At 33.8% G+C, this 21,153-nt stretch carries 21 protein-coding genes and 1 tRNA gene; 11 read left to right on the top strand and 11 right to left on the bottom strand.

Going from position 1 to position 21,153, the window contains the following annotated elements:
* Positions 1-10: 10 nt before the first annotated feature.
* Positions 11-1,138, bottom strand: a complete 1,128-nt coding sequence (locus tag AAEO58_RS11285; RefSeq protein WP_341683480.1) for a methionine aminotransferase — start codon at positions 1,136-1,138, stop codon at positions 11-13.
* 74 nt (positions 1,139-1,212) lie between these two features.
* Between AAEO58_RS11285 and AAEO58_RS11280 the strand changes: the two genes are divergently transcribed.
* The 3 genes from AAEO58_RS11280 (at position 1,213) to AAEO58_RS11270 (ending at position 4,020) form a co-directional block, all read left to right on the top strand.
* The gene (locus AAEO58_RS11280; protein ID WP_341683479.1) at positions 1,213-1,773 is read left to right on the top strand and encodes a hypothetical protein; all 561 of its coding nucleotides are present in this window, start codon (positions 1,213-1,215) and stop codon (positions 1,771-1,773) included.
* Positions 1,774-1,841: 68 nt separating this feature from the next.
* Positions 1,842-2,048 carry a helix-turn-helix domain-containing protein gene (locus tag AAEO58_RS11275; protein ID WP_231843315.1) on the top strand — a complete coding sequence of 69 codons (207 nt, stop codon included), beginning with the start codon at positions 1,842-1,844 and terminating at the stop codon, positions 2,046-2,048.
* Positions 2,041-4,020 (top strand): DUF2075 domain-containing protein, encoded by a 1,980-nt coding sequence (locus AAEO58_RS11270; RefSeq protein ID WP_341683477.1) that lies wholly within the window; start codon positions 2,041-2,043, stop codon positions 4,018-4,020. The genes AAEO58_RS11275 and AAEO58_RS11270 overlap by 8 nt, the downstream gene beginning before the upstream one ends.
* A 105-nt stretch (positions 4,021-4,125) precedes the next feature.
* Here AAEO58_RS11270 and scpA read toward each other — a convergent pair whose 3' ends face one another.
* From scpA to udk, 4 genes are read right to left on the bottom strand one after another with little or no spacing between them, the layout of a single operon-like run.
* A complete protein-coding gene (scpA, locus tag AAEO58_RS11265; protein WP_341683558.1) occupies positions 4,126-6,255 on the bottom strand; it encodes a methylmalonyl-CoA mutase in 2,130 nt (709 codons plus the stop codon).
* The gene (locus AAEO58_RS11260; protein WP_341683476.1) at positions 6,255-7,631 is read right to left on the bottom strand and encodes a methylmalonyl-CoA mutase subunit beta; all 1,377 of its coding nucleotides are present in this window, start codon (positions 7,629-7,631) and stop codon (positions 6,255-6,257) included. Before AAEO58_RS11260 ends, scpA begins: the two co-directional genes overlap by 1 nt.
* A gap of 11 nt (positions 7,632-7,642) precedes the next feature.
* Positions 7,643-7,996 carry an FtsB family cell division protein gene (locus AAEO58_RS11255; RefSeq protein ID WP_341683475.1) on the bottom strand — a complete coding sequence of 118 codons (354 nt, stop codon included), beginning with the start codon at positions 7,994-7,996 and terminating at the stop codon, positions 7,643-7,645.
* 1 nt (position 7,997) lies between these two features.
* Positions 7,998-8,606: a uridine kinase gene (gene udk, locus AAEO58_RS11250; protein WP_290820953.1), complete on the bottom strand. Its 609-nt coding sequence runs from the start codon at positions 8,604-8,606 to the stop codon at positions 7,998-8,000.
* 189 nt (positions 8,607-8,795) lie between these two features.
* On the opposite strand from udk, the gene AAEO58_RS11245 reads away from it, so the two are divergent.
* A tRNA-Pro gene (locus tag AAEO58_RS11245) sits at positions 8,796-8,870 on the top strand.
* A gap of 133 nt (positions 8,871-9,003) precedes the next feature.
* Positions 9,004-9,951 (top strand): thioredoxin-disulfide reductase, encoded by a 948-nt coding sequence (trxB, locus tag AAEO58_RS11240; protein WP_341683474.1) that lies wholly within the window; start codon positions 9,004-9,006, stop codon positions 9,949-9,951.
* A gap of 69 nt (positions 9,952-10,020) precedes the next feature.
* Here trxB and AAEO58_RS11235 read toward each other — a convergent pair whose 3' ends face one another.
* Complete coding sequence (locus AAEO58_RS11235) at positions 10,021-11,469, bottom strand: glyceraldehyde-3-phosphate dehydrogenase (RefSeq protein WP_341683473.1); 1,449 nt, start codon at positions 11,467-11,469, stop codon at positions 10,021-10,023.
* 123 nt (positions 11,470-11,592) lie between these two features.
* Positions 11,593-12,975, bottom strand: coding sequence for a Do family serine endopeptidase (locus AAEO58_RS11230; protein ID WP_341683472.1), 1,383 nt, complete (start codon positions 12,973-12,975; stop codon positions 11,593-11,595).
* A 124-nt stretch (positions 12,976-13,099) separates the two neighbouring features.
* Here AAEO58_RS11230 and dapF point away from each other — a divergent pair, with 124 nt between their 5' ends.
* The 5 genes from dapF to AAEO58_RS11205 all read left to right on the top strand — a co-directional run bounded on the left by dapF (position 13,100) and on the right by AAEO58_RS11205 (position 17,298).
* Positions 13,100-13,888: a diaminopimelate epimerase gene (dapF, locus tag AAEO58_RS11225; RefSeq protein ID WP_341683471.1), complete on the top strand. Its 789-nt coding sequence runs from the start codon at positions 13,100-13,102 to the stop codon at positions 13,886-13,888.
* Positions 13,889-13,941: 53 nt separating this feature from the next.
* Complete coding sequence (locus tag AAEO58_RS11220; protein ID WP_133610535.1) at positions 13,942-14,472, top strand: GNAT family N-acetyltransferase; 531 nt, start codon at positions 13,942-13,944, stop codon at positions 14,470-14,472.
* An 11-nt stretch (positions 14,473-14,483) separates the two neighbouring features.
* Positions 14,484-15,524, top strand: a complete 1,041-nt coding sequence (gene mltG / locus AAEO58_RS11215) for an endolytic transglycosylase MltG (RefSeq protein WP_341683470.1) — start codon at positions 14,484-14,486, stop codon at positions 15,522-15,524.
* 82 nt (positions 15,525-15,606) lie between these two features.
* Positions 15,607-16,554: a DUF2279 domain-containing protein gene (locus AAEO58_RS11210; RefSeq protein WP_341683468.1), complete on the top strand. Its 948-nt coding sequence runs from the start codon at positions 15,607-15,609 to the stop codon at positions 16,552-16,554.
* A gap of 96 nt (positions 16,555-16,650) precedes the next feature.
* Positions 16,651-17,298 carry a peptidoglycan-binding protein LysM gene (locus tag AAEO58_RS11205; protein ID WP_133610529.1) on the top strand — a complete coding sequence of 216 codons (648 nt, stop codon included), beginning with the start codon at positions 16,651-16,653 and terminating at the stop codon, positions 17,296-17,298.
* Between the two features lie 2 nt (positions 17,299-17,300).
* On the opposite strand, the gene AAEO58_RS11200 is transcribed toward AAEO58_RS11205, so the two are convergent.
* The 3 genes from AAEO58_RS11200 to dnaA are packed head-to-tail and all read right to left on the bottom strand — an operon-like array spanning position 17,301 to position 19,926.
* Complete coding sequence (locus AAEO58_RS11200; RefSeq protein ID WP_341683466.1) at positions 17,301-18,035, bottom strand: SAM-dependent methyltransferase; 735 nt, start codon at positions 18,033-18,035, stop codon at positions 17,301-17,303.
* A 4-nt stretch (positions 18,036-18,039) separates the two neighbouring features.
* Entirely contained in the window at positions 18,040-18,495 is a 456-nt protein-coding gene (locus tag AAEO58_RS11195; protein ID WP_341683465.1) for a low molecular weight protein-tyrosine-phosphatase, read from the bottom strand.
* A gap of 3 nt (positions 18,496-18,498) precedes the next feature.
* Positions 18,499-19,926: a chromosomal replication initiator protein DnaA gene (dnaA, locus tag AAEO58_RS11190; protein WP_341683464.1), complete on the bottom strand. Its 1,428-nt coding sequence runs from the start codon at positions 19,924-19,926 to the stop codon at positions 18,499-18,501.
* Between the two features lie 204 nt (positions 19,927-20,130).
* On the opposite strand from dnaA, the gene AAEO58_RS11185 reads away from it, so the two are divergent.
* Positions 20,131-20,541: an acyl-CoA thioesterase gene (locus tag AAEO58_RS11185; RefSeq protein ID WP_341683463.1), complete on the top strand. Its 411-nt coding sequence runs from the start codon at positions 20,131-20,133 to the stop codon at positions 20,539-20,541.
* On the opposite strand, the gene AAEO58_RS11180 is transcribed toward AAEO58_RS11185, so the two are convergent.
* Positions 20,538-21,152, bottom strand: coding sequence for an IMPACT family protein (locus AAEO58_RS11180; RefSeq protein ID WP_341683462.1), 615 nt, complete (start codon positions 21,150-21,152; stop codon positions 20,538-20,540). The two genes, AAEO58_RS11185 and AAEO58_RS11180, sit on opposite strands and share 4 nt — an antisense overlap.
* Position 21,153: the final 1 nt, after the last annotated feature.

The raw sequence follows: 21,153 nt of genomic DNA, 5'->3' as shown, positions 1-21,153 counted from the left end.
TGCTAAAATCCTAAATCTGATTCAGTTTCTCCGCCGCTGCAATTAAAGTTTCATCCGTTTTAGCGAAACAAAAACGAAGCATATGTCTATCAGTAGCATCATTATAAAAAACGGAAATCGGAATAGAAGCTACACCATGATTTACAATTAATTCTTTAGCAAAATCCACATCGTTTTTGGATGAAATTTGGTTGTAATTCACTACTTGAAAATACGTTCCATCACAAGGCATTAACTCAAAACGACTATTTTTGATTAGGTTTTGAAACAAATCGCGTTTGCGTTGGTACATTTTCGAAACTTCGCTAAAATCAACTACATTCAAATATTCTGAAATAGCATGTTGCGAAAAACTATTTACACTAAACACTAAAAACTGATGCACTTTTTTCATTTCGAACATTAGATTTTCAGGAGCAATTAAATAACCCACTTTCCAACCCGTAACATGCAACGATTTTCCAAAAGAAGAAGCGATAATAGTTCGCTCTACTAATTTTGGACGTGTATTAAATGAAATATGAGGTTGCGAAAACGTAATATATTCGTATACTTCGTCACCCAAAATAAGAATTTGAGGATGTTTTTCTAAAATGGTTTCTAAAGCTTCAAAGTCACTTTCTGTCCAAATTCTTCCCGTAGGATTGTGTGGATTATTAATGACAATCATTTTAGTTTTAGCCGAAATAGCACTTTCAATTCGATTAAAATTTGGCGTGTAATCATCGTTTAAGGAAACACGAACTGGTTTTCCACCCGCTACCAAAACGGATGGTTCGTAACTGTCATAACTTGGATCTAAAATCAACACTTCATCGCCATGATTCACAAACGTGTTAATTGCTGTAAAAACGCCTTGTGTAGCGCCAGCGGTAATTAACATTTCAGTTACGGTATTGACTTTTCTATCGTATTGTTTTAAAGTTTGATTCGCAATTTTTTCCAATAACGAAGGCAAACCCGCCATTGGTGTATATTGATGAATGTTTTCTCGAATAATACGTTCTGAAATTTGCAACAAACGTTCGTCTTCAGGGAAATTTGGAAATCCTTGCGATAAATTAATGGCTCCGTGTTCGTTCGCTAATTGCGACATTACAGAGAAAATACTGGTTGTGATGTTAGGTAGTTTTGACATGGAACAAAAATATAAAAAATATACACGCTTTAATCTCTTCAAATTACTTTATTTTGTGGTTTAATTCTTAGATTTTGAAAGTAATTATCTTAACACCAATGGAAATTGAGCGAGAAAAAGTCCTAAACGCTTTAGCTCGAATTCCTAATTTGAATCATACCTACGAAGTAATCGTTTCTGGAATTGGTCGTGAAAGTACGGCTAAGGCGATGATGCAAATGCCACCACACGATATTTGTGTGTTAATGGGTTTTGCTGCTGTAGTTGGAAAAGAAGCCCATTTACCCGATTATTTGCATTTAGGAAAACCTATCGAAATTACCAATGCCTCGCTATATGGTTACGAAGGCGGCTTGTTTGAAAACGGAAAACCCATCATCACCGAAAAACCAAAGCTAAATTTACCTTGTTTGTCGTCTTTAACTTCCGACAAGTTTGTAAGAACAACCGATTTAGCCGAAAAAACGGTTGTAAATATGGAAGATTACACGTTTAAATTTTTGAAAAAACCACAAGATTTTATCGTGCGCATCATCTCCGATTTTTTACCTCACGAAACCGAAATCGACTTTTTTGAAGAAGTGAAAAGTATTGATTTTTTAGAGGGTGTGATGGCGGTGGATGGGGTGAAGTAAATTCTAACTTTATTTTTGTAGACAATACTCCGTTGTTTAGTAGTCTTCATTTTTTAAACTTTGAGGCTATGAATATTAAACAAAAATTTGGTCTCAAAGTAAAAGAATTGCGAAAAGTAAAAAATTTGTCGCAAGAAAAATTAGCGAACTTAGCTGAAATTGATAGAACATATTTGCCAACAATAGAAAAAGGAGAAAGAAATGTTTCCATTGAAGTAGTTGAAAAATTAGCCAAAGCTCTTGATGTGAAAATTAAAGATTTATTCGATGAATAGGTCTTACTACTCAAATTCTATTGAAGAATTTATAAAAGAAGATGTTAATTCAATTTACGGAAAAATTTCAGGAAATTATGATTTGAATAAATTGACTATTCAACAGTCAAATGCATGGAAAAAGCAAATTGAAATTTTAAAACAATCTATTTCTTCATATAGCGGAAAGATTTATTTTGAGTTTACAATCCCAAGAATGGGAAAAAGAGTTGATAATATTTTAATTATTGATAATTGTGTTTTTGTTTTAGAATTTAAAATTGGTTCTGATATTTATGATAAATCAGCTAAAGAACAAGCTTTTGATTATGGACTAGACTTGAATAATTTTCATGAAGGAAGTCATAACAAAAATTTAATACCAATCTTAATTGCCGATAAAGCTCCTTCAGTTATAAATGTATATTCAAAAAGTTTGGATTGTTTGTATCAAACTATTTGTGCAAATTCTACTAATCTTAAAGATATAATTAATAATACTCTACAAAATTTGAATTTTTTTGATAAGATAGATATAAAGTTTTGGGAAGAATCTATATATAAGCCTACTCCAACAATTATTGAAGCCGCTACTGCTCTATATAAAAAACATAATGTTTCAGAAATCTCCAGAAGTGATTCTGGTGCTGAAAATTTATCAGTAACTTCAAATTGTATTTCAGAAATAATTGATTTTTCAAAAAGGAATAATAAAAAATCGATTTGTTTCATTACTGGAGTTCCGGGAGCAGGAAAAACACTGGCAGGTTTAAATATCGCGAATATTCGTTCAAATTATATAGAGGAAGAGCATGCAGTTTTCCTTTCAGGAAATGGACCATTGGTTGATGTTCTAAGAGAAGCTTTGGCAAGAGACAAAGTAAAAACTTCAAAGGAAAATGGAGAATATCTATCAAAAGAAAATGCTAAATCTCAGGTTAAATCATTTATACAAAATATCCATCATTTTAGAGATGCATCTTTAAGAGACGACAAAGCGCCAATTGAGAAAGTAACAATATTCGATGAGGCTCAAAGAGCTTGGACAAAAGAACAAGCTTCGAGTTTTATGAAAAGGAATAAAGGAAATTCAGAATTCAATAAATCTGAACCTGAGTTTTTAATTGAAGTTATGGACAGGCATAAAGATTGGTGTACAATAGTCTGTTTGATTGGAGGTGGACAAGAAATAAATACTGGTGAGGCTGGTTTGGAAGAATGGATAAGACCTTTTGAAGATAAATTCAAAGATTGGGATGTTTATTATTCATCAAAAATAATAGAAGATGATAATTATATAAAGGACAGTAATGCATTGGAAATTTTAAAAAATAAATGTGCTGTAAGAAAAGATGAGCTTCATTTATCCGTTTCCTTACGATCATTTAGAAGTGCTCAATTATCAAGTTTTATACAAGAAATTATAAATAATGATATTGTAAAGGCAAATAGTATTTATAAAGAGTTTATCGAAAAAGATTATCCAATTAGAATAACTCGTGATTTAGAAAAAGCAAAAAACTGGCTAAATAATCAAGCAAAAGGAACAGAAAGAACAGGAATTATTGCATCATCAGGTGCTATTCGGTTAAGACCTTTTGGATTAAATGTAAAAGCTAAAATTGATGCTCCAATATGGTTTTTAAATGAGAAGGAAGATATTCGTTCTTCATATTTCTTGGAAGAGGTTGCAACAGAATTTGATATTCAAGGATTAGAATTAGATTGGACTTGTGTTGCTTGGGATGGTGATTTGTTCTATAACAATAATCAATGGAATTATAAAAAGTTTACAGGAACAACTTGGAAAAATTGCAGTAATACTGAAAGAATCAAATATTTAATTAATTCTTATAGAGTTTTATTAACAAGAGCAAGACAAGGCATGATTATTTATATTCCCAGAGGGAATAATGAAGATTTGACTAGACCTGACTTTATGTATGATGGTACATTTGATTTTTTTATTAAAATCGGAATTAAACAAATTTAGATAAAACAAAAAACACCAACATTTCTGCTGGTGTTTTTTTATTTCTAGATGCTGAAATCGAAGATTCGACGGAGTCAAACGAGTTCAGTACGATAAGTCTATTTTTTACTCCTCCAATAAAACCTCTAAAATCGTAATTGCGGCATCGCTAATTTTAGTTCCAGGACCAAAAACGGCTACAGCTCCGGCGTCGAATAAGAATTGGTAGTCTTGCGCTGGGATTACTCCACCTACAATGACCATAATATCTTCTCTTCCGTATTTTTTTAGTTCTTCAATTACTTGTGGTACTAAAGTTTTGTGTCCCGCTGCTAACGAAGAAACGCCTAAAATGTGTACGTCGTTTTCAACCGCTTGTTTGGCTGCTTCTTGTGGCGTTTGGAATAAAGGACCAATGTCCACATCAAAACCTACGTCGGCATAACCTGTAGCTACTACTTTCGCTCCACGATCGTGACCGTCTTGTCCCATTTTCGCAATCATAATACGAGGACGACGACCTTCTTTCTTAGCGAAAGCATCGGCTAATTGTTTTGCTTTTTCAAAACTTACATCGTTCTTTATTTCTTTACTATACACGCCGCTAAAACTTCTAATTTGTGCTTTATATCTTCCGAAAACTACTTCTAAAGCATCACTAATTTCGCCTAATGTAGCTCTGTTTCGTGCTGCTTCTACTGCTAAAGATAGTAAATTTTCACCACCACTTTTAGCGCTTTCGGTTAATTTTGCCAAACATTCGGCAACTTTAGCGTTATCGCGAGTGGCTTTGATTTGGTCTAAACGTTCAATTTGTTGTTTGCGCACCATTTGGTTATCCACATCCAAAATATGTAACGGATCTTCTTTTTCCAAACGGTATTTGTTCACCCCAACAATAATATCTTGACTGCTGTCGATTCGTGCTTGTTTGCGCGCAGCAGCTTCTTCAATTCTTAATTTTGGAATTCCAGCTTCAATAGCTTTGGTCATTCCGCCTAATTCTTCTACTTCTTCAATTAATGCCCAAGCTTTTTCAGCAATTTCTGCCGTTAAACTTTCTACATAATAACTTCCTGCCCAAGGATCCACCGTTTTGCAGATTTTGGTTTCTTCCTGTAAAAAGATTTGGGTATTACGAGCAATTCGAGCCGAGAAATCGGTTGGTAAAGCAATCGCTTCGTCTAAAGCATTCGTGTGTAATGATTGAGTTCCTCCAAAAGCTGCTGCGGCTGCTTCAATTGCAGTTCGAGCCACATTATTAAAAGGATCTTGCTCGGTTAAACTCCAACCCGAAGTTTGACAATGCGTTCTTAAAGCCAATGATTTTTCGTCTTTTGGGTTGAATTGTTTCAATAGTTTTGCCCAAAGCATACGACCGGCACGCATTTTTGCAATTTCCATAAAATGATTCATTCCAATCGCCCAGAAAAACGAAAGGCGAGGAGCGAACGTATCTATATCCATTCCAGCCGCTAAACCGGTACGAATGTATTCTAAACCATCTGCTAAAGTGTATGCTAATTCAATATCAGCAGTAGCTCCCGCTTCTTGCATATGGTAACCCGAAATAGAAATCGAGTTGAATTTCGGCATATTTTTACTTGTATATTCAAAAATATCCGCAATAATTTTCATCGAAGGCGTTGGTGGATAAATGTAAGTATTTCGCACCATGAATTCCTTTAAAATGTCATTCTGAATTGTACCCGATAATAGGTTAGGAGTAACGCCTTGTTCTTCCGCTGCCACGATATAGAAAGCCATAATTGGTAAAACCGCACCATTCATCGTCATCGAAACCGACATTTCACCTAACGGAATTTGGTCGAAAAGTACTTTCATGTCTTCCACCGAGTCAATCGCAACTCCAGCTTTTCCAACGTCACCCACCACTCGTTCGTGGTCTGAGTCGTAACCTCTGTGTGTAGCTAAATCGAAGGCAACGGATAAACCTTTTTGTCCAGCGGCTAAGTTTCTTCTATAAAAAGCATTACTTTCTTCCGCAGTTGAAAATCCCGCATATTGACGGACTGTCCATGGTCGGCGAACGTACATAGTGGAATAAGGTCCGCGTAAATTTGGTGCAAAACCAGCTCCAAAATCAAGATGCTCTAAATCGGAAATATCTTCTTTAGTATAAGTTGGTTTTAATTCGATTCCTTCAGCGGTGGCAAAATTATCAGCACTTGTACTTTTTACTTTTGCCTTTTCACTTTTGCCTAATTCTAAATGTTGTATATCTTTTCTCATGATTATTGCTCTTGAGATAATCGTTCTTGTTCTAATTTTTCAGCCAAACGTTTTTCGATAATCGGTGTGATTAACGTTTTTCTGGCGTTTTGTTTTACGAAAGGATACAATTCCAAATCGTTTTTCATTTGGTCGTTTTTGTTTGGATATTTGTTGGTTCCCAATAAAACTTCTTTCCCTGAATCGAAAAGTTCTTGTTCTTTTTGAGCGCTTTCGTTGATTTTTCTCTGAATGGTTCCATCGATTAATTGCGAAATCAATCCGCCATTTTTCTCGATGTCTTTGAATAATTCTAAAGCTTTTTCTGCTAATTGTACCGTTAAGGTTTCAATATAATACGCGCCATCAGCAGGATTATTCACTTTGTCGAAATAACTTTCGTGTTTTAAAACTAACAATTGGTTTCTCGAAATTCTATCGCCAAACTCGTTGTCTTTGTGATAAATCGCATCGTAAGCTAAATTCGCAACTGCATCGGCTCCACCTAAAATGGCTGACATACATTCAGTAGTCGTACGTAACATATTTACGTTATAATCGTATAAGGTTTTATTACGTTTGGTTGGAGTTGCGATGATATGGCAATCAAAATTGTGATTGTATTCTGATGCTAATGTGTTGAATAATATTCGTAAGGCTCTAAGTTTTGCTATTTCGAAAAAGTAATTGGTTCCAACAGCAACTTCAATCGTAATCGGTTGGTTGATTGCTGGAATTCTATTGAAATATTCGTTTGCTTGTGCTAAAGTGTATGCCAATTGTTGCACGATATTCGCACCAGCGTTTTGATAAATTCCGCTTGAAATAGTTAAAAATGGAACAGTTGTTTTAGGAGTAATTGTATTTAATTTTTCGAAATCTTTTTCAAGGTTTTCAAACCAATTTCCATCTTTTGCTAATTGTCCTATTGGGTCATTTTGAATAAAGATATTGGCTTTGTTTTTTGATGCGAAATCATTGATTTTATTCGAAAATTCAACAGAGAGAAAGGGTAAGTTGAAATAATAATTCACATTTTCCAGCGGAAGATTTTGCATCAACTCTTCAATGGAAACCGTATCATTTTCTAATGTAAAACGAACACTTTCAGCTCCTCTTTGTAATGTTTCTAAGGCACGAATATTCGATTTTTTCACATCGTGAACAAAAATATTTTGGACTATTGTAAAAGGTTTTGTTGGAACAATGGCGTTAAGATTTACTTCTTCCGACACTTCGGAATCATCATTGTGATAAAACGGTTTTACTTTTATGCCTTCTGGACTTTCCCAAACTAATGTTTCGTTGTAATCGGCACCTTTTAGTTCGTATTGAATTTGTTGCTTCCATTGTTTAGAAGAAACGGCTTCAAAATCGGAAAATAAATTGTTGTTAGCCACGAATTATATGTTTAATTGTTACTAGTTGTTTTCTCAGGTTCAGCTTTCTTTTCGCCTTCAAATTCGATGATGTAAATATCTTCGTTTTCGCGTTTCATATAATATTTTTCGCGAGCGTATTTTTCTACACGGTCATCATTTTTAAGGTGTTTTATATTGGCGCTGTCTTTTTTGATTTCGGTTTTGTAATATTGAATGTTATCTTCAATTTCCTCAATTTCTTTATCTAAAACGCGATGTTCTAAATAGGAATAATTGTCGAAAAATAACATCCAAACAATAAAGAAAAGTAATACCAAAACATAACGGTTCACTAAAAACTTTAGGAACGGATAATTGGCAATTAAATTCTTTATTTTTTTCATTTTAAGCGATTCTTTGATTAATTACAGCACGCACTACGTCGATAGCAACCGTGTTGTATTTGTCATTTGGAATGATAATATCAGCAAACGCTTTTGTAGGCTCGATGAATTGTTCGTGCATTGGTTTTAACGTGTTTTGATAACGGTTTAAAACCTCTTCCATGTCACGACCACGTTCTGCAATATCACGTTTTAAACGGCGAATTAAGCGTTCGTCAGAATCGGCATGAACGTATACTTTAATATCAAACATATCTCTTAATTCTGGATTGGTTAGGATTAAGATACCTTCTACAATCATTACTTTTCTTGGATGTGTGATGATTTTATCGTCAGTTCTATCGTGAGTAACGAAAGAATAAACTGGTTGTTCAATAGTTTTTCCAGCTTTCAAATCTTTAAGATGTGCTACTAATAATTCAAAATCAATAGCTCTTGGATGGTCGAAATTAATTTTGGTACGCTCTTCATAACTCAGATGATGCGTTTCTTTGTAGTAAGAATCTTGAGAAATAATACCTACCTCAGTAGCAGGTAACTCATTCATAATCTGATGTACAACTGTTGTTTTTCCACTTCCGGTACCGCCGGCAATTCCAATAATTAGCATAAAGATTCTTAAATTGATTGTTTTAGCAAAAATAGAAATAATATTCTATGTGTTTTTTGTTTTGGTGAGAAAGTTTTGGGAATAAATGCTAAAAAAATATAGGTTGTTGAAGTGAAATAATTTATTTTAAAAAAAGAATTGATTTATTTGCTACAATAGAAATTAGTTATATATTTGCACTCACAAATTCGGGGTGTAGCGTAGCCCGGTTATCGCGCCTGCTTTGGGAGCAGGAGGCCGCAGGTTCGAATCCTGCCACCCCGACAAAACCTTCTTGAAACTTCAGGAAGGTTTTTTTTATTGTCAAAAATTATACATTCATAATTAAAACTAATTCAATTTTAAGAAATAATTTTAATTAAAAACTTACATTTGCTACTCTTAAAAGAATAAAGTTATGTCAGATACAATCGAAAAAGTAAAATGCTTAATTATAGGTTCTGGTCCAGCGGGTTATACTGCAGCTATTTATGCGGCTAGAGCTAATATGAATCCTGTTTTATATCAAGGACAACAACCAGGGGGTCAATTAACCACAACTAATGAAGTGGAAAATTTTCCAGGATATCCTGAAGGCGTAACCGGACCTGAAATGATGGTTCAGTTGCAAGAACAAGCAAAACGTTTTGGTTCAGATATTCGTGATGGATGGGCTACAAAAGTAGATTTCTCTGGAGATATTCATAAAGTTTGGATTAACGATACCATAGAAATTCATGCAGAAACGGTAATTATTTCTACTGGAGCTTCTGCTAAATATTTAGGATTAGAATCAGAACAACACTATTTAAAATTAGGTGGTGGTGTTTCTGCTTGTGCGGTTTGTGACGGATTTTTCTATAGAAATCAGGAAGTTGTAATCGTAGGAGCAGGAGATAGTGCGTGTGAAGAAGCACATTACTTATCTAAATTATGTAAAAAAGTAACGATGTTAGTGCGTAGTGATAAATTTAGAGCTTCTAAAATTATGGCTGAACGTGTTCAAAAAACTGAAAACATCGAAATTTTAATGCACACGGAAACAGAAGAAGTTTTAGGTGATGGTCAAGTGGTAACTGGTGTTAAAGCTAAAAATAGAGCAACAGGTGAAATTACTGAAATTCCAGCAACAGGATTTTTCGTAGCGATTGGCCACAAACCAAACACCGATATTTTTGCGGACTACATTACGTTAGACGAAACAGGTTACATCGTAAATGTACCTGGAAGTTCTAAAACAAATGTAGCAGGTGTATTTGTAGCAGGTGATGCTGCTGATCATGTATATCGTCAAGCAATTACGGCTGCGGGAACAGGTTGTATGGCGGCATTAGATGCAGAACGTTATATTGCTTCGAAAGAGTAATTACAATACTATGTAAACAAAAAGCTCCTATTGAAAAATAGGAGCTTTTTAGTTTTTTAAGACTATCTACTAATAGTAGCTGTATCTTCTTACTTTAGCAATGTACTTCGCTAAACGAATAACTTGGTGGCTGTAACCATATTCGTTATCGTACCAAACATACATTACAATGTTTTTTCCGTCTCCAGAAACAATAGTTGCGTTACTATCAAAAATAGCAGGAGCAGAAGTTCCTACAATATCCGAAGATACTAACTCATTGTTTAAAGAGTATTTAATTTGCTCTACAAGATCACCTTCTAAAGCGTATTTTTTCATAATGTTGTTTACTTCTTCAATAGAAGTTTCTTTTCCAACTTCTAAATTCAACACTACCAATGAACCATTTGGAACAGGAACACGAATTGCATTTGAAGTTAATTTTCCAGCTAATGCAGGTAAAGCTTTTGCAACAGCACTTCCAGCACCAGTTTCAGTAATAACCATGTTTAAAGCAGCAGCACGACCTCTACGGTATTTTTTGTGCATGTTGTCAACTAAGTTTTGGTCATTTGTATAAGCGTGAATCGTTTCTAAGTGTCCTTTAACCACTCCTAAAGTATCTTCAACCGCTTTTAAAACTGGAGTAATTGCGTTTGTTGTACATGAAGCAGCAGAGAATATATTTACTTCGTCTGGATTGTAATCTTCATGATTTACTCCGTAAACGATATTTGGAACTCCTTTTCCTGGTGCAGTTAATAAAACTTTATCAGCTCCTTTTGAAGATAAATGACGTTTTAATGCTTCTTCTGTAGTGAAAGCTCCGGTGTTGTCGATAACTAAAGCATCTTCAATTCCGTAAGCAGTATAATCAATTTCTTCTGGTGTGTTAGCTGTAATGATGTGAACTGTTGTACCATTAATCAATAAAGCATTGTTTTCTGGGTCAGCAATAACCGAGCCATTGAAGTCACCATGAACTGAGTCGTAGCGTAATAAAGATGCTCTTTTTTCTAATAAAACGGCATCATTTTTATCTCTAGTTACAATCGCTCTTAAACGTAATTGTTGTCCTTTTCCAATTTTCGACATTAATTCACGAGCTAATAAACGACCAATTCTACCAAATCCGTATAAAACCACATCTTTTGGTTTAATTTCTTGATAGTTTTTTGCGTTTTTTAATTTGTCGATAACGAATGCTTTTGCATCATTGTATTTGTCATCTTCTAAATGATATTCGTAAGTTAATTTTCCAATATCAATTCTTGAAGGAGGTAAATCTAAATCTACAATAGCATTTGCAATTTCAACTGAGTCGAAAACGTTGATTGGTTTTTCAACAAAAGCACCAGCGTACTCGTGTAAGTTGATGATTTCGCTCACGTTTTTATCGATCAATTGATTACGGAATAAAACCAATTCGATTGATTTGTCATACCATAAATCACTGATGATTTTAATGAATTCTACACCAGCTTTTCTTCTGTCTGCCTGAAAAGCTAATTCTTTTTCGTATAAAGAGATATTGCTCATGAAAATAAATGTGTTGTTTTGTGGTGCAAAAGTATAGATTTCAATCGTTTTCGTAAAATTTTTTAACTAAAAAAACCAGACATTATTTTTGTCTGGTTTTAAAGTTTATTTATTAATGTGTTTTTACATGATAATACTATACATTTGACCGTTTCTGGAGATAATTTGGTAACGCGCTTTCTGATTTTCTTTTTTAGCCAAATAGCTCGAAACAGTCTCCATATCTTTTGCTTTATTTCCGTCAATACTTAAAATTACAGCGCCGTCTAAAATGTCACTGTATTCCGCGTATTCAGGATTGTTGACTTTCTTAATTTTGATACCTTCTTTAACGTTAAATTGTTTTTTATCTGTAGCGTCAAGATCTTCAAATTCAATTCCGTTGAATTCGTAATTTAAAATTTCTTTTTTAGTCAACTTAACTGGAAGTGTTTTTTGTTTTCCATCACGTAAAACACTTACTTGAATGACATCATTAGGTCGTTTTGTATTAATATATGCTGATAATTCGGCAAAACCATTGATCTTTTTATCGTCTAATTGTATAATAATATCACCTTTGGTTAATCCAGCTTTTTCAGCTCCCGAATTTTTAGTAACCTTATTAATATAGAAACCTTGTGTTTCTTTAATTCCTAATTCTTTTGCGTAATTCGAATTCAATTCGCCACCTTCAACTCCTAAAACGCCTCTTTGAACATTTCCAAACTGCATTAAATCTTCAATAATTTTTCGAGTTAAATTCGATGGAACAGCAAACGAATATCCTGCATAACTTCCTGTAGGAGAAGAAATCATCGTGTTAATTCCAATTAATTCCCCACGAGTGTTTACTAATGCACCACCACTGTTTCCTGGATTTACGGCTGCATCTGTTTGGATGAAGGATTGAATTCCATTGTTGGATAAATTTCTAGCTTTTGCCGAAACAATTCCAGCAGTTACAGTTGAGTTTAAGTTATAAGGATTTCCAACTGCTAAAACCCATTCTCCCACTTTAATTGAATCAGAATCACCAAAAACCGCATAAGGTAATTTTTCATCGGCTTCTACTTTTAAAAGTGCTACATCCATTTTAGAATCGGTTCCGACTAATTTTGCTTTGTAGGATTTGTTATTGTTTAGTGTAACTTCAATTTCAGTTGCATCTTGAATAACGTGATTATTGGTTACGATATATCCATCTTCGGTAATAATAACACCAGAACCTGTTCCGATTTGTGTTTGTTCTCTTGGCCCTTGGTAACCATAGAAAAACTCCATTAAAGGATTGTTTGGTACTTTTGAAACGCTCACGTTTTTTACGTGAACTACAGCGTGAATTGTGTTTTCGGCTGCTGCGGTAAAATCAATATTTTCGGCGCCTAAACTTACATTTTTACCATAATTAGGTGATGCAAGTGTTAGTTTTCCTGCATTATTTGGCTCTAAAAAGAATTTGTAAGCACCTAATGTTACGGCTCCACTCAAGAGCGATACGAGTAATAAACTTCCAAATTTTTTCATATGTATTAATTTTTGTTCACTCAAAATTATAATAAAAAATATTCCAAAAAATCACTTTAACGCTCGATTAACAATGTTTAACATCTTATTAATAATTCGTACTTTTGTATAAATTAATTACACAATGCAACTTACATTTTATAAATATCAAGGAACTGGAAACGATTTTGTTATGATTGACAATCGTTCGGAGTTTTTTCCTAAAAATAATACCAAACTTGTAGCACAACTATGTGATAGAAGATTCGGTATAGGTGGTGATGGCTTGATTTTGTTAGAAAACCATCCGCAATATGATTTTAAAATGGTTTACTATAATTCGGATGGAAACGAGAGTTCAATGTGTGGAAATGGAGGTAGATGTCTAGTCGCTTTTGCTAAACAAATGGGCGTTATCGAAAACAAAGCCGAGTTTGAAGCCGTGGATGGATATCATTACGCAACTATCGATGCAGAAGGAATCGTAGCGCTTCAAATGAAAGATGTTGATACAGTTAATCAATATGAAGATTATACCTTTTTAAATACAGGTTCGCCTCATCATGTGCAATTGGTAGATAATTTAATTGAATTGGATATTAAAACAGAAGGAGCAAAAATTCGTTATTCCGATTTGTATGGAAAAGCAGGAAGTAATGTCAATTTTGTGTATCAATTAGCCTGTGACATTTTTGCAGTTCGTACCTACGAGCGTGGAGTTGAAGATGAAACTTTGTCTTGTGGAACTGGCGTAACAGCAGTTGCTATCGCCATGCATCAAACCGGAAAAACAAATAATAATATTATAGATTTGAATGTTGAAGGAGGAAAATTAAAAGTACAATTTGACGTAGATAATGGAAATTACACCAATGTTTTCTTAATCGGACCAGCAACTTTCGTTTTTGAAGGAAAAATTGATTTAAATTTTTGATTGAAGAGTAACGATTTTTGATTTTTGAACTTGTATTTGAACTTGAATTTGAAATGATAACATTAAAAGGAACCAACATATACCTACGCGCACTCGAACCTGAAGATTTAGAGTTTATCTACAAAATAGAAAACAACGAATCAGTTTGGGATGTAAGTAACACGCAAACACCTTATAGTCGATTTTTGATTCGTCAGTATTTAGAAAATGCACATCAAGATATTTATGAAGCCAAACAATTGCGCTTAGCAATTTGCTTAAATGATACTTTTGAAGCAGTAGGTTTAATCGATTTATTTGATTTTGATCCTAAAAATAATAGAGCGGGAGTTGGAATTGTCATTTCAAGCGAAAGCAATCGAAATTCAGGAATTGGTTCAGAAGCATTACAACTTGTAATCAATTATGCTTTCAATCAATTGCAATTGCATCAACTATATGCAAATATTGGTTCAAAAAATGAAATTAGTATTTCCCTTTTTACTAAATTTGGCTTTCAGAAAATCGGAGTAAAAAAAGATTGGAATAAAATCAACAATCAATACGAAGACGAAATTTTATATCAATTAATCAATCACATTTAAAAAATAATCCCTTGAACGTAAAAAAACTTATTTCAATAATCGCTGTTGCCGGAATCGTAGTTGCAACTGCAGTTGGTGTTTATGTATATTTCAAAGCTTTTACACCTAATACACAGTTTTCACAAGACGAAGTTTATGTTTACATTCCTTCAAATTCAACTTATGAACAAGTAGTAGAAATCGTTAAACCATTGGTAAAAGATTTTGAAAAATTTGATTTTGTTGCCACATCAAGAAATTATAGTACGAATGTAAAAGCTGGAAAATTTCTTTTCAAAAAAGACATGACTAGTTTTGATATGGTAAGAAGTTTACGTTTAAATGTTCCTGTAAAAGTAGCTTTTAACAATCAAGAAACGTTAGGTAAGTTAGTACAACGTTTAGCTACCCAATTAGAACCAGATAGTTTAAAATTAGATGTAGCGTTTACCAATACACCTTTTTTAGAGGAAAATGGATTAACAGAAGAAACTGTTTTGGCACTTTTTATTCCAAATACGTATGAGTTTTATTGGAACACTCCAGCTGAAAAAATTGCACAAAAATTAGCTAAAGAATACCGAATTTTTTGGAATAATGAGCGTACAGAAAAAGCAAAAACATTAGGTTTAACACCTATCCAAGTTTATACATTAGCATCAATTGTACATAAAGAAACAGCAAAAGTAGATGAAAGACCAACAGTAGCTGGCGTTTATTTAAACCGTTTGAAACAAGATATGCCACTTCAGGCTGACCCAACCATTATTTTTGCAATCAAAAAACGTTCGGGCGATTTTGACCAAGAAATTAAACGCGTTTTCTTTAACGATTTACGAATTAATTCTCCTTACAATACCTATGTAAATAAAGGTTTGCCTCCAGGGCCAATCGCTATGCCTGATGTTTCGGCTATCGATGCAGTTTTAAATTCGGAAAAACACGATTATATTTATTTCTGCGCAAATCCAGATAAACCAGGTTATCATGCCTTTGCATCAAGCTACGAAGCACATCAAGTAAATGCTAAAAAATATGCTGAGTGGGTTACTAAATTAGGAATCGATCGTTAATTTTTAAGAGCGAATTCCCGAAGCATCGGGATTGGGCTTTTTTCATAGAATTTTAATCAACATTTTATAATTTTTATAAAAAATGAAACTTTTTGGGTTCAAGTCAAATTTTAAATGTTGTATATTTCTTAGGTGTAAATATTTGTTGATTTTGTTTGTTTCTGTTTTTTCTCAAGCGCAATCAGATAACAATACTTTCTTAAAACCTTCAGATACGCTCAATAAACCAAGAAGAACTGGCGTTTATGTTGGTGAATCGGTGGCTTTAGGAGTAACACTTGTAGGTTTAAACCAACTTTGGTATAAAGATTATCCAAAATCTGATTTTCATTTTATTAATGATAACAATCAGTGGCTGCAAATGGATAAATTAGGACATCTGTATTCTACCTATCATTTAGGAAGGGTAGGAGCTGAAATGTTGCAATGGAGCGGTGCTTCAAAAAAAGAACAACTAATTTATGGTTCCACTCTTGGATTAGGATTTTTAACTGTAGTTGAGGTTTTTGATGGTTTTTCACAAGAATGGGGAGCATCATCTGGCGATATTATTGCAAATGTTTCGGGAACTGCGCTATATGTTTCTCAAGAATTACTTTGGAAAGAACAGCGTATCACACCGAAGTTTTCATTTAATCAAACCAAATTCGCTTCACAACGTCCTGAAACTCTGGGAGCATCCATTAACGAAGAAATTTTAAAAGATTACAACGGTCAAACGTATTGGTTGTCGTTTAATGTTCATTCGTTTACAAAAGATAGCTTTATTCCCAAGTGGTTAAACCTTGCAATTGGTTATGGTGGAGATGGAATGTTGTACGGAAATGATGCTGAAGCAATCGAAAACGGAATTATTCAAAACCCATATCGTCAATTTTACCTTAGTTTGGATGTTGACTTAACGAAAATTACTACAAAATCTCATTTTTTAAAGACACTTTTCTCTGTTTTTAACACTATTAAAATTCCTGCACCTACTTTGCAATACGATGAGTATAACGGACTTAAAGGGCATTTTATCTACTTTTAGGAATTATTAACATGCTGTAAATCAATATTGTAATTTTTTTTGTATATTTGCATCGGTAATTTCAGATGGGTGACAGGCGCTGAGAAATAACAATTCATGATAAAAAAAAGGTCTTACTTTATAGGATTGACACTCCTAGTCTTAGTCGTTTCTTCAGGTTTTATAACCTTTAAAGAAGAAAAATTGGAAGGATTTCATTTGTCGAACTCAGAGGTAATTAAATACCACGTTCCAAATGAATACGAAAACGAAGAAGTTGTAATCCCAGTTAAAGTACCACACGTTGGTAAATCATTTGCTGGTTTTGCTCAAAAAATGGCTTATAAAGAGTCAAGAGGTATTTTACATTTAGTGAATCCTTACGGATACATGGGTAAATATCAATTCGGAAGAAGTACACTACGCACTGTAGGTGTTTATGATTTTCAAGAATTTTTACGTAATGCTGTGTGGCAAGACAAGGCTTTTGAAGCTTTAATTGCTCGTAACAAGTGGGAATTAAGAAAAGAGATTCAAAAATACTCAGGAAGAATCATTAATGGTGTTGAAATTACAGAATCAGGCTTAGTTGCCGCAGCACATTTAGGTGGTGCAGGTTCAGTAAAGAAATATTTAAGAAGTAATGGACGTAATGGTTTCAAAGATGGTTTTGGAACATCGTTATCAAGCTACATCAGAAAATTTTCAAATTACGATATTTCGCATATTGAAGCAGATGCAAATGCTAAAGTAAATTTAGAGTAATTTTACATTTTGTGAATAATAAAAATACAAGGTCGATTATGCAAATCGGCCTTTTCTTTTTTCCATTCGTTAACCGTTTTGGTTTTTATGTATTCTGTTGGTAAAGTAATGTCACAAGCCACACATAAATAGGTGCTTGGTTGTAAAATTTGCAACAAATCCTCCATTAATTTATTATTTCGATACGGAGTTTCAATAAACAATTGAGACTGTTTTTTATCTTGCGACAAACGTTCGAAATTCTTTAAAGCCTGTTTTTTATCGTTTTTATCGATTGGCAAATAGCCATTGAAAGCGAAACTCTGTCCGTTCATTCCACTTGCCATCAATGCTAATAAAATCGAACTTGGTCCTACTAATGGCACTACCTGAATTCCTTTTTCATGTGCTAATTTTACAATAACAGCGCCAGGATCGGCAATTCCAGGGCAACCAGATTCACTCATTAATCCGATATTTTCACCCCTTAATAAAGGTTGAATAAATTCGTTATGTTCAGCTATTTCTGTGTGTTTATTTAAAACCGAAATCTTTAATTCGGGTTGTTTTTTCTCGGGATGAATGCTTTTTATGAATTTTCGAGCGGTTTTTTCGTTTTCAACAATATAATAATCCACGAAATCAATGGTTCTCTTAATGGTTTGAGGTAAAACATCTTCAGGAACTACCGTAGTTTCTCCAGGATTGGATAAGGTAATAGGAATTAAATACAGTTTGCCTAAAGTGTTTGATTTCATGATATTATGGGTTAAGTTTTCTTGCAATTTCCTCACAAGCCTGGTCTAACATATCAAAAACGTTTTCAAATCCGTCTTGACCACCATAATACGGGTCGGGAACATCAACGTTTTCATTTGGGAAAATTTCGTTTAAAATGAGCTTGACTTTCGATTTTGCTTCTTCATTTGGAGCTAAAGCCAAAACATCTTTGTAATTGGAATTATCCATCACAAAAATATGGTCAAAAGTATCAAAGTCACTCTTTTTGAATTGTCTTGCTCTTTGATTGGTGATGTCTAAACCTCTATTTTTCGCTGTCGAAATCGAACGTTTGTCAGGTAGTTCTCCTGCGTGCCAACCACCTGTTCCTGCTGAATCTACAATAAAATCTTCGGAAAGTTTAGAGCGCATAATGCCTTCTGCCAAAGGAGAACGGCAAATATTTCCTAAGCAAACCATTAAGATTTTCGTGGCCATGAATTACAGCGATAATTTCTTGTTGATATCGTCTACGTATTTTCGGAATTGTTTGTCAGTAGTCACTAAGTTGTCAACTGTTTTACAAGCATGTAATACCGTTGCATGATCTCTGTCTCCAATTTGCGAACCAATGTTTGCCAATGAAGCTTTCGTAAATTTCTTAGCAAAGAACATCGCTAATTGTCTCGCTTGTACAACGTGACGTTTTCTAGTTTTTGACTGTAACGTTTCCACATCCAATTGGAAATAATCCGAAACAATTTTCTGGATATAATCAATTGAAATTTCACGTTTTACGTTTTTAACGAATTTTTCAACTACTTGTTTGGCTAAATCAATAGTAACTTCACGTTTGTTGAAAGAAGATTGAGCAATCAAAGAAATGATAGCGCCTTCTAATTCACGAACGTTAGATTTAATATTCTTAGCAACGTATTCGATAATTTCTTCTGGCATTTCCACTCCGTCACGGAATAAAATGTTTTTCAAAATTGAAATACGCGTTTCGTAGTCTGGTTGGTGTAATTCTGCTGATAATCCCCATTTGAAACGAGATAGTAAGCGTTGCTCAATATCTTGCATGTCAACTGGTGCTTTGTCAGAAGTTAGGATTACTTGTTTTCCGTTTTGATGTAAGTGATTGAAGATGTGGAAAAATACATCTTGCGTTCCTGATTTACCCGATAAGAATTGTACGTCATCGATAATCAAAACATCAATTAATTGATAAAAATGAATAAAATCGTTACGAGTGTTTTTCTTAACCGAATCAATATATTGTTGTGTAAATATTTCAGCCGAAATATACAACACGGTTTTTTCTGGATATTTATCTTTGATTTCAACCCCAATAGCGTGAGCTAAGTGCGTTTTTCCTAATCCAACTCCACCAAAAATTAATAATGGGTTGAAGGAAGTTCCGCCTGGTTTATTAGCAACAGCCATACCAGCACTTCTTGCTAAACGATTCGAATCTCCTTCAAGGAAATTATCAAAACTGTAATTAGCATTTAATTGCGATTCGATTTTTAAATTTCGAATTCCAGGAATGATGAACGGGTTTTTTAATTCAGGATTTTTGTTAACAATTGGCACATCAACTTCCTGAGGTTTTACCGCGGTTCTGTTATAACTCGGAATTTGCTCAGTAAATGGAAGTTTATTGCCATAAGTGTTTTCCATCTTAATTTTATACAATAACTTTGCGCCTGGTCCCAACTCTTTAGTCAAGGCAACTTTTAATAATTTTACATAGTGTTCTTCTAACCATTCGTAGAAGAATTTACTAGGTACTTGAATAGATAACGCGTTTTCGTTTAGTTCAACTGATTGAATAGGTTCAAACCAAGTCTTGTAAGCTTGATCTTGAATATTGTCTTTTATGAAAGACAGACAGTTGTTCCATACCGATTGCGCAGTTTTTGTCATAAATTCAATTAGTTATTACTAGTTTATTTTTAGTTTTGTATAGGTTACAAAAGTGAACAGAATGGGTATTCTGTTCGGATAATTTGGGTTAGCAAATATGTGAACAAAATTCTGTAAAAAAAATTTTTTTGCCCTTGATTTTTAAAAAAAAATATTGTAAGCCTTGTGAGTAATTTTTTAAGATTAATTTAATATTAGTTTAATATGAGAGAATATCAATTTCAAGTTCGTGTACGTTATGCAGAAACAGATCAAATGGGAGTCGTTTATCACGGAAATTACGCACAATATTTTGAAATGGGACGCGTGGAATGGCTAAGAAACATGGGGGTTTCTTACAAATGGATGGAGGAAAACGGAGTAATGTTACCTGTAGTAACTTTAACCATGAATTATAAAAAACCAGCACGCTATGACGACCTACTAACCGTAAAAACAATTTTTAAAAGTCAGACTTCTGTGAAGATAGAATTTGACTATGAAATCTATAATGAAGCAAATGAGTTATTAACAACGGGTTACTCAATGTTGGTGTTTGTAGACATGAAAACTGGACGTCCAATGACACCTCCAAATTATGTTTCTGAAAAGATAAATTCTTTTCTAGAAGTTTAAATTTCCGTTAATTTAATTTCATACAAACTTTCAAAAGTGTCCAATAAATTTTGGACACTTTTTTTTCGGATTGAAATTTCAATTTCGCAATCCATTTCCATTTTTTGAGAAACGATTTGAAGATTTTTTTCTTTGATAATTCGCATCACTTTATTCATGTGTGCGTAACCAAATGAAATAATAAAATGCTTGTCAATTGTTTTTTTAATAATAGTTGCATTTTCTAAAGCCATTTGAGCTGCTGTTTTATAAGCCGAAATCAAACCGCCAACGCCGAGTTTTACGCCGCCAAAATAACGAACCACTACAACTAATACGTTTGTAACTTCAAATGACTGAATTTGTCCGTAAATGGGCATGCCGGCACTATTATTAGGTTCGCCGTCATCATTAGCGCGGTATTGGATTTTCTCTGTGCCAATTTGATACGCATAACACCAATGACGCGCCGAAAAATGTTCTTTTCGCAAACGTTCTAAATTTTCTTTTACATCTTCTTCAGAAGTTACAGGAATGGCGTAGCCAAAGAATTTACTGTTTTTTTCTTTGAGTAAAACTTCTTCCGACGGAAAATCTATGGTTTTATATAAATCGTTTTCTGAAAAATCCATT

The organism is Flavobacterium helocola, assembly GCF_038289885.1.
GTDB classification, from domain to species: Bacteria; Bacteroidota; Bacteroidia; order Flavobacteriales; family Flavobacteriaceae; genus Flavobacterium; species Flavobacterium cheniae.
The sequence above is the reverse complement of the archived record's forward strand: the minus strand, read 5'-3'. Positions and strand labels throughout refer to the sequence as shown.

What these genes read in the sequence shown, in the direction of transcription:
- AAEO58_RS11180 (WP_341683462.1), bottom strand. Translation starts at nt 21,152, where the DNA reads ATGGATTTTTCAGAAAACGATTTATATAAAACCATAGATTTTCCGTCG.
- AAEO58_RS11200 (WP_341683466.1), bottom strand. Translation starts at nt 18,035, where the DNA reads ATGAAATCAAACACTTTAGGCAAACTGTATTTAATTCCTATTACCTTA.
- AAEO58_RS11285 (WP_341683480.1), bottom strand. Translation starts at nt 1,138, where the DNA reads ATGTCAAAACTACCTAACATCACAACCAGTATTTTCTCTGTAATGTCG.
- AAEO58_RS11205 (WP_133610529.1), top strand. Translation starts at nt 16,651, where the DNA reads ATGATAAAAAAAAGGTCTTACTTTATAGGATTGACACTCCTAGTCTTA.
- AAEO58_RS11220 (WP_133610535.1), top strand. Translation starts at nt 13,942, where the DNA reads ATGATAACATTAAAAGGAACCAACATATACCTACGCGCACTCGAACCT.
- AAEO58_RS11270 (WP_341683477.1), top strand. Translation starts at nt 2,041, where the DNA reads ATGAATAGGTCTTACTACTCAAATTCTATTGAAGAATTTATAAAAGAA.
- AAEO58_RS11255 (WP_341683475.1), bottom strand. Translation starts at nt 7,996, where the DNA reads ATGAAAAAAATAAAGAATTTAATTGCCAATTATCCGTTCCTAAAGTTT.
- AAEO58_RS11185 (WP_341683463.1), top strand. Translation starts at nt 20,131, where the DNA reads ATGAGAGAATATCAATTTCAAGTTCGTGTACGTTATGCAGAAACAGAT.
- AAEO58_RS11235 (WP_341683473.1), bottom strand. Translation starts at nt 11,469, where the DNA reads ATGAGCAATATCTCTTTATACGAAAAAGAATTAGCTTTTCAGGCAGAC.
- dapF (WP_341683471.1), top strand. Translation starts at nt 13,100, where the DNA reads ATGCAACTTACATTTTATAAATATCAAGGAACTGGAAACGATTTTGTT.
- AAEO58_RS11275 (WP_231843315.1), top strand. Translation starts at nt 1,842, where the DNA reads ATGAATATTAAACAAAAATTTGGTCTCAAAGTAAAAGAATTGCGAAAA.
- AAEO58_RS11195 (WP_341683465.1), bottom strand. Translation starts at nt 18,495, where the DNA reads ATGGCCACGAAAATCTTAATGGTTTGCTTAGGAAATATTTGCCGTTCT.
- trxB (WP_341683474.1), top strand. Translation starts at nt 9,004, where the DNA reads ATGTCAGATACAATCGAAAAAGTAAAATGCTTAATTATAGGTTCTGGT.
- udk (WP_290820953.1), bottom strand. Translation starts at nt 8,606, where the DNA reads ATGCTAATTATTGGAATTGCCGGCGGTACCGGAAGTGGAAAAACAACA.
- AAEO58_RS11210 (WP_341683468.1), top strand. Translation starts at nt 15,607, where the DNA reads ATGAAACTTTTTGGGTTCAAGTCAAATTTTAAATGTTGTATATTTCTT.
- AAEO58_RS11230 (WP_341683472.1), bottom strand. Translation starts at nt 12,975, where the DNA reads ATGAAAAAATTTGGAAGTTTATTACTCGTATCGCTCTTGAGTGGAGCC.
- dnaA (WP_341683464.1), bottom strand. Translation starts at nt 19,926, where the DNA reads ATGACAAAAACTGCGCAATCGGTATGGAACAACTGTCTGTCTTTCATA.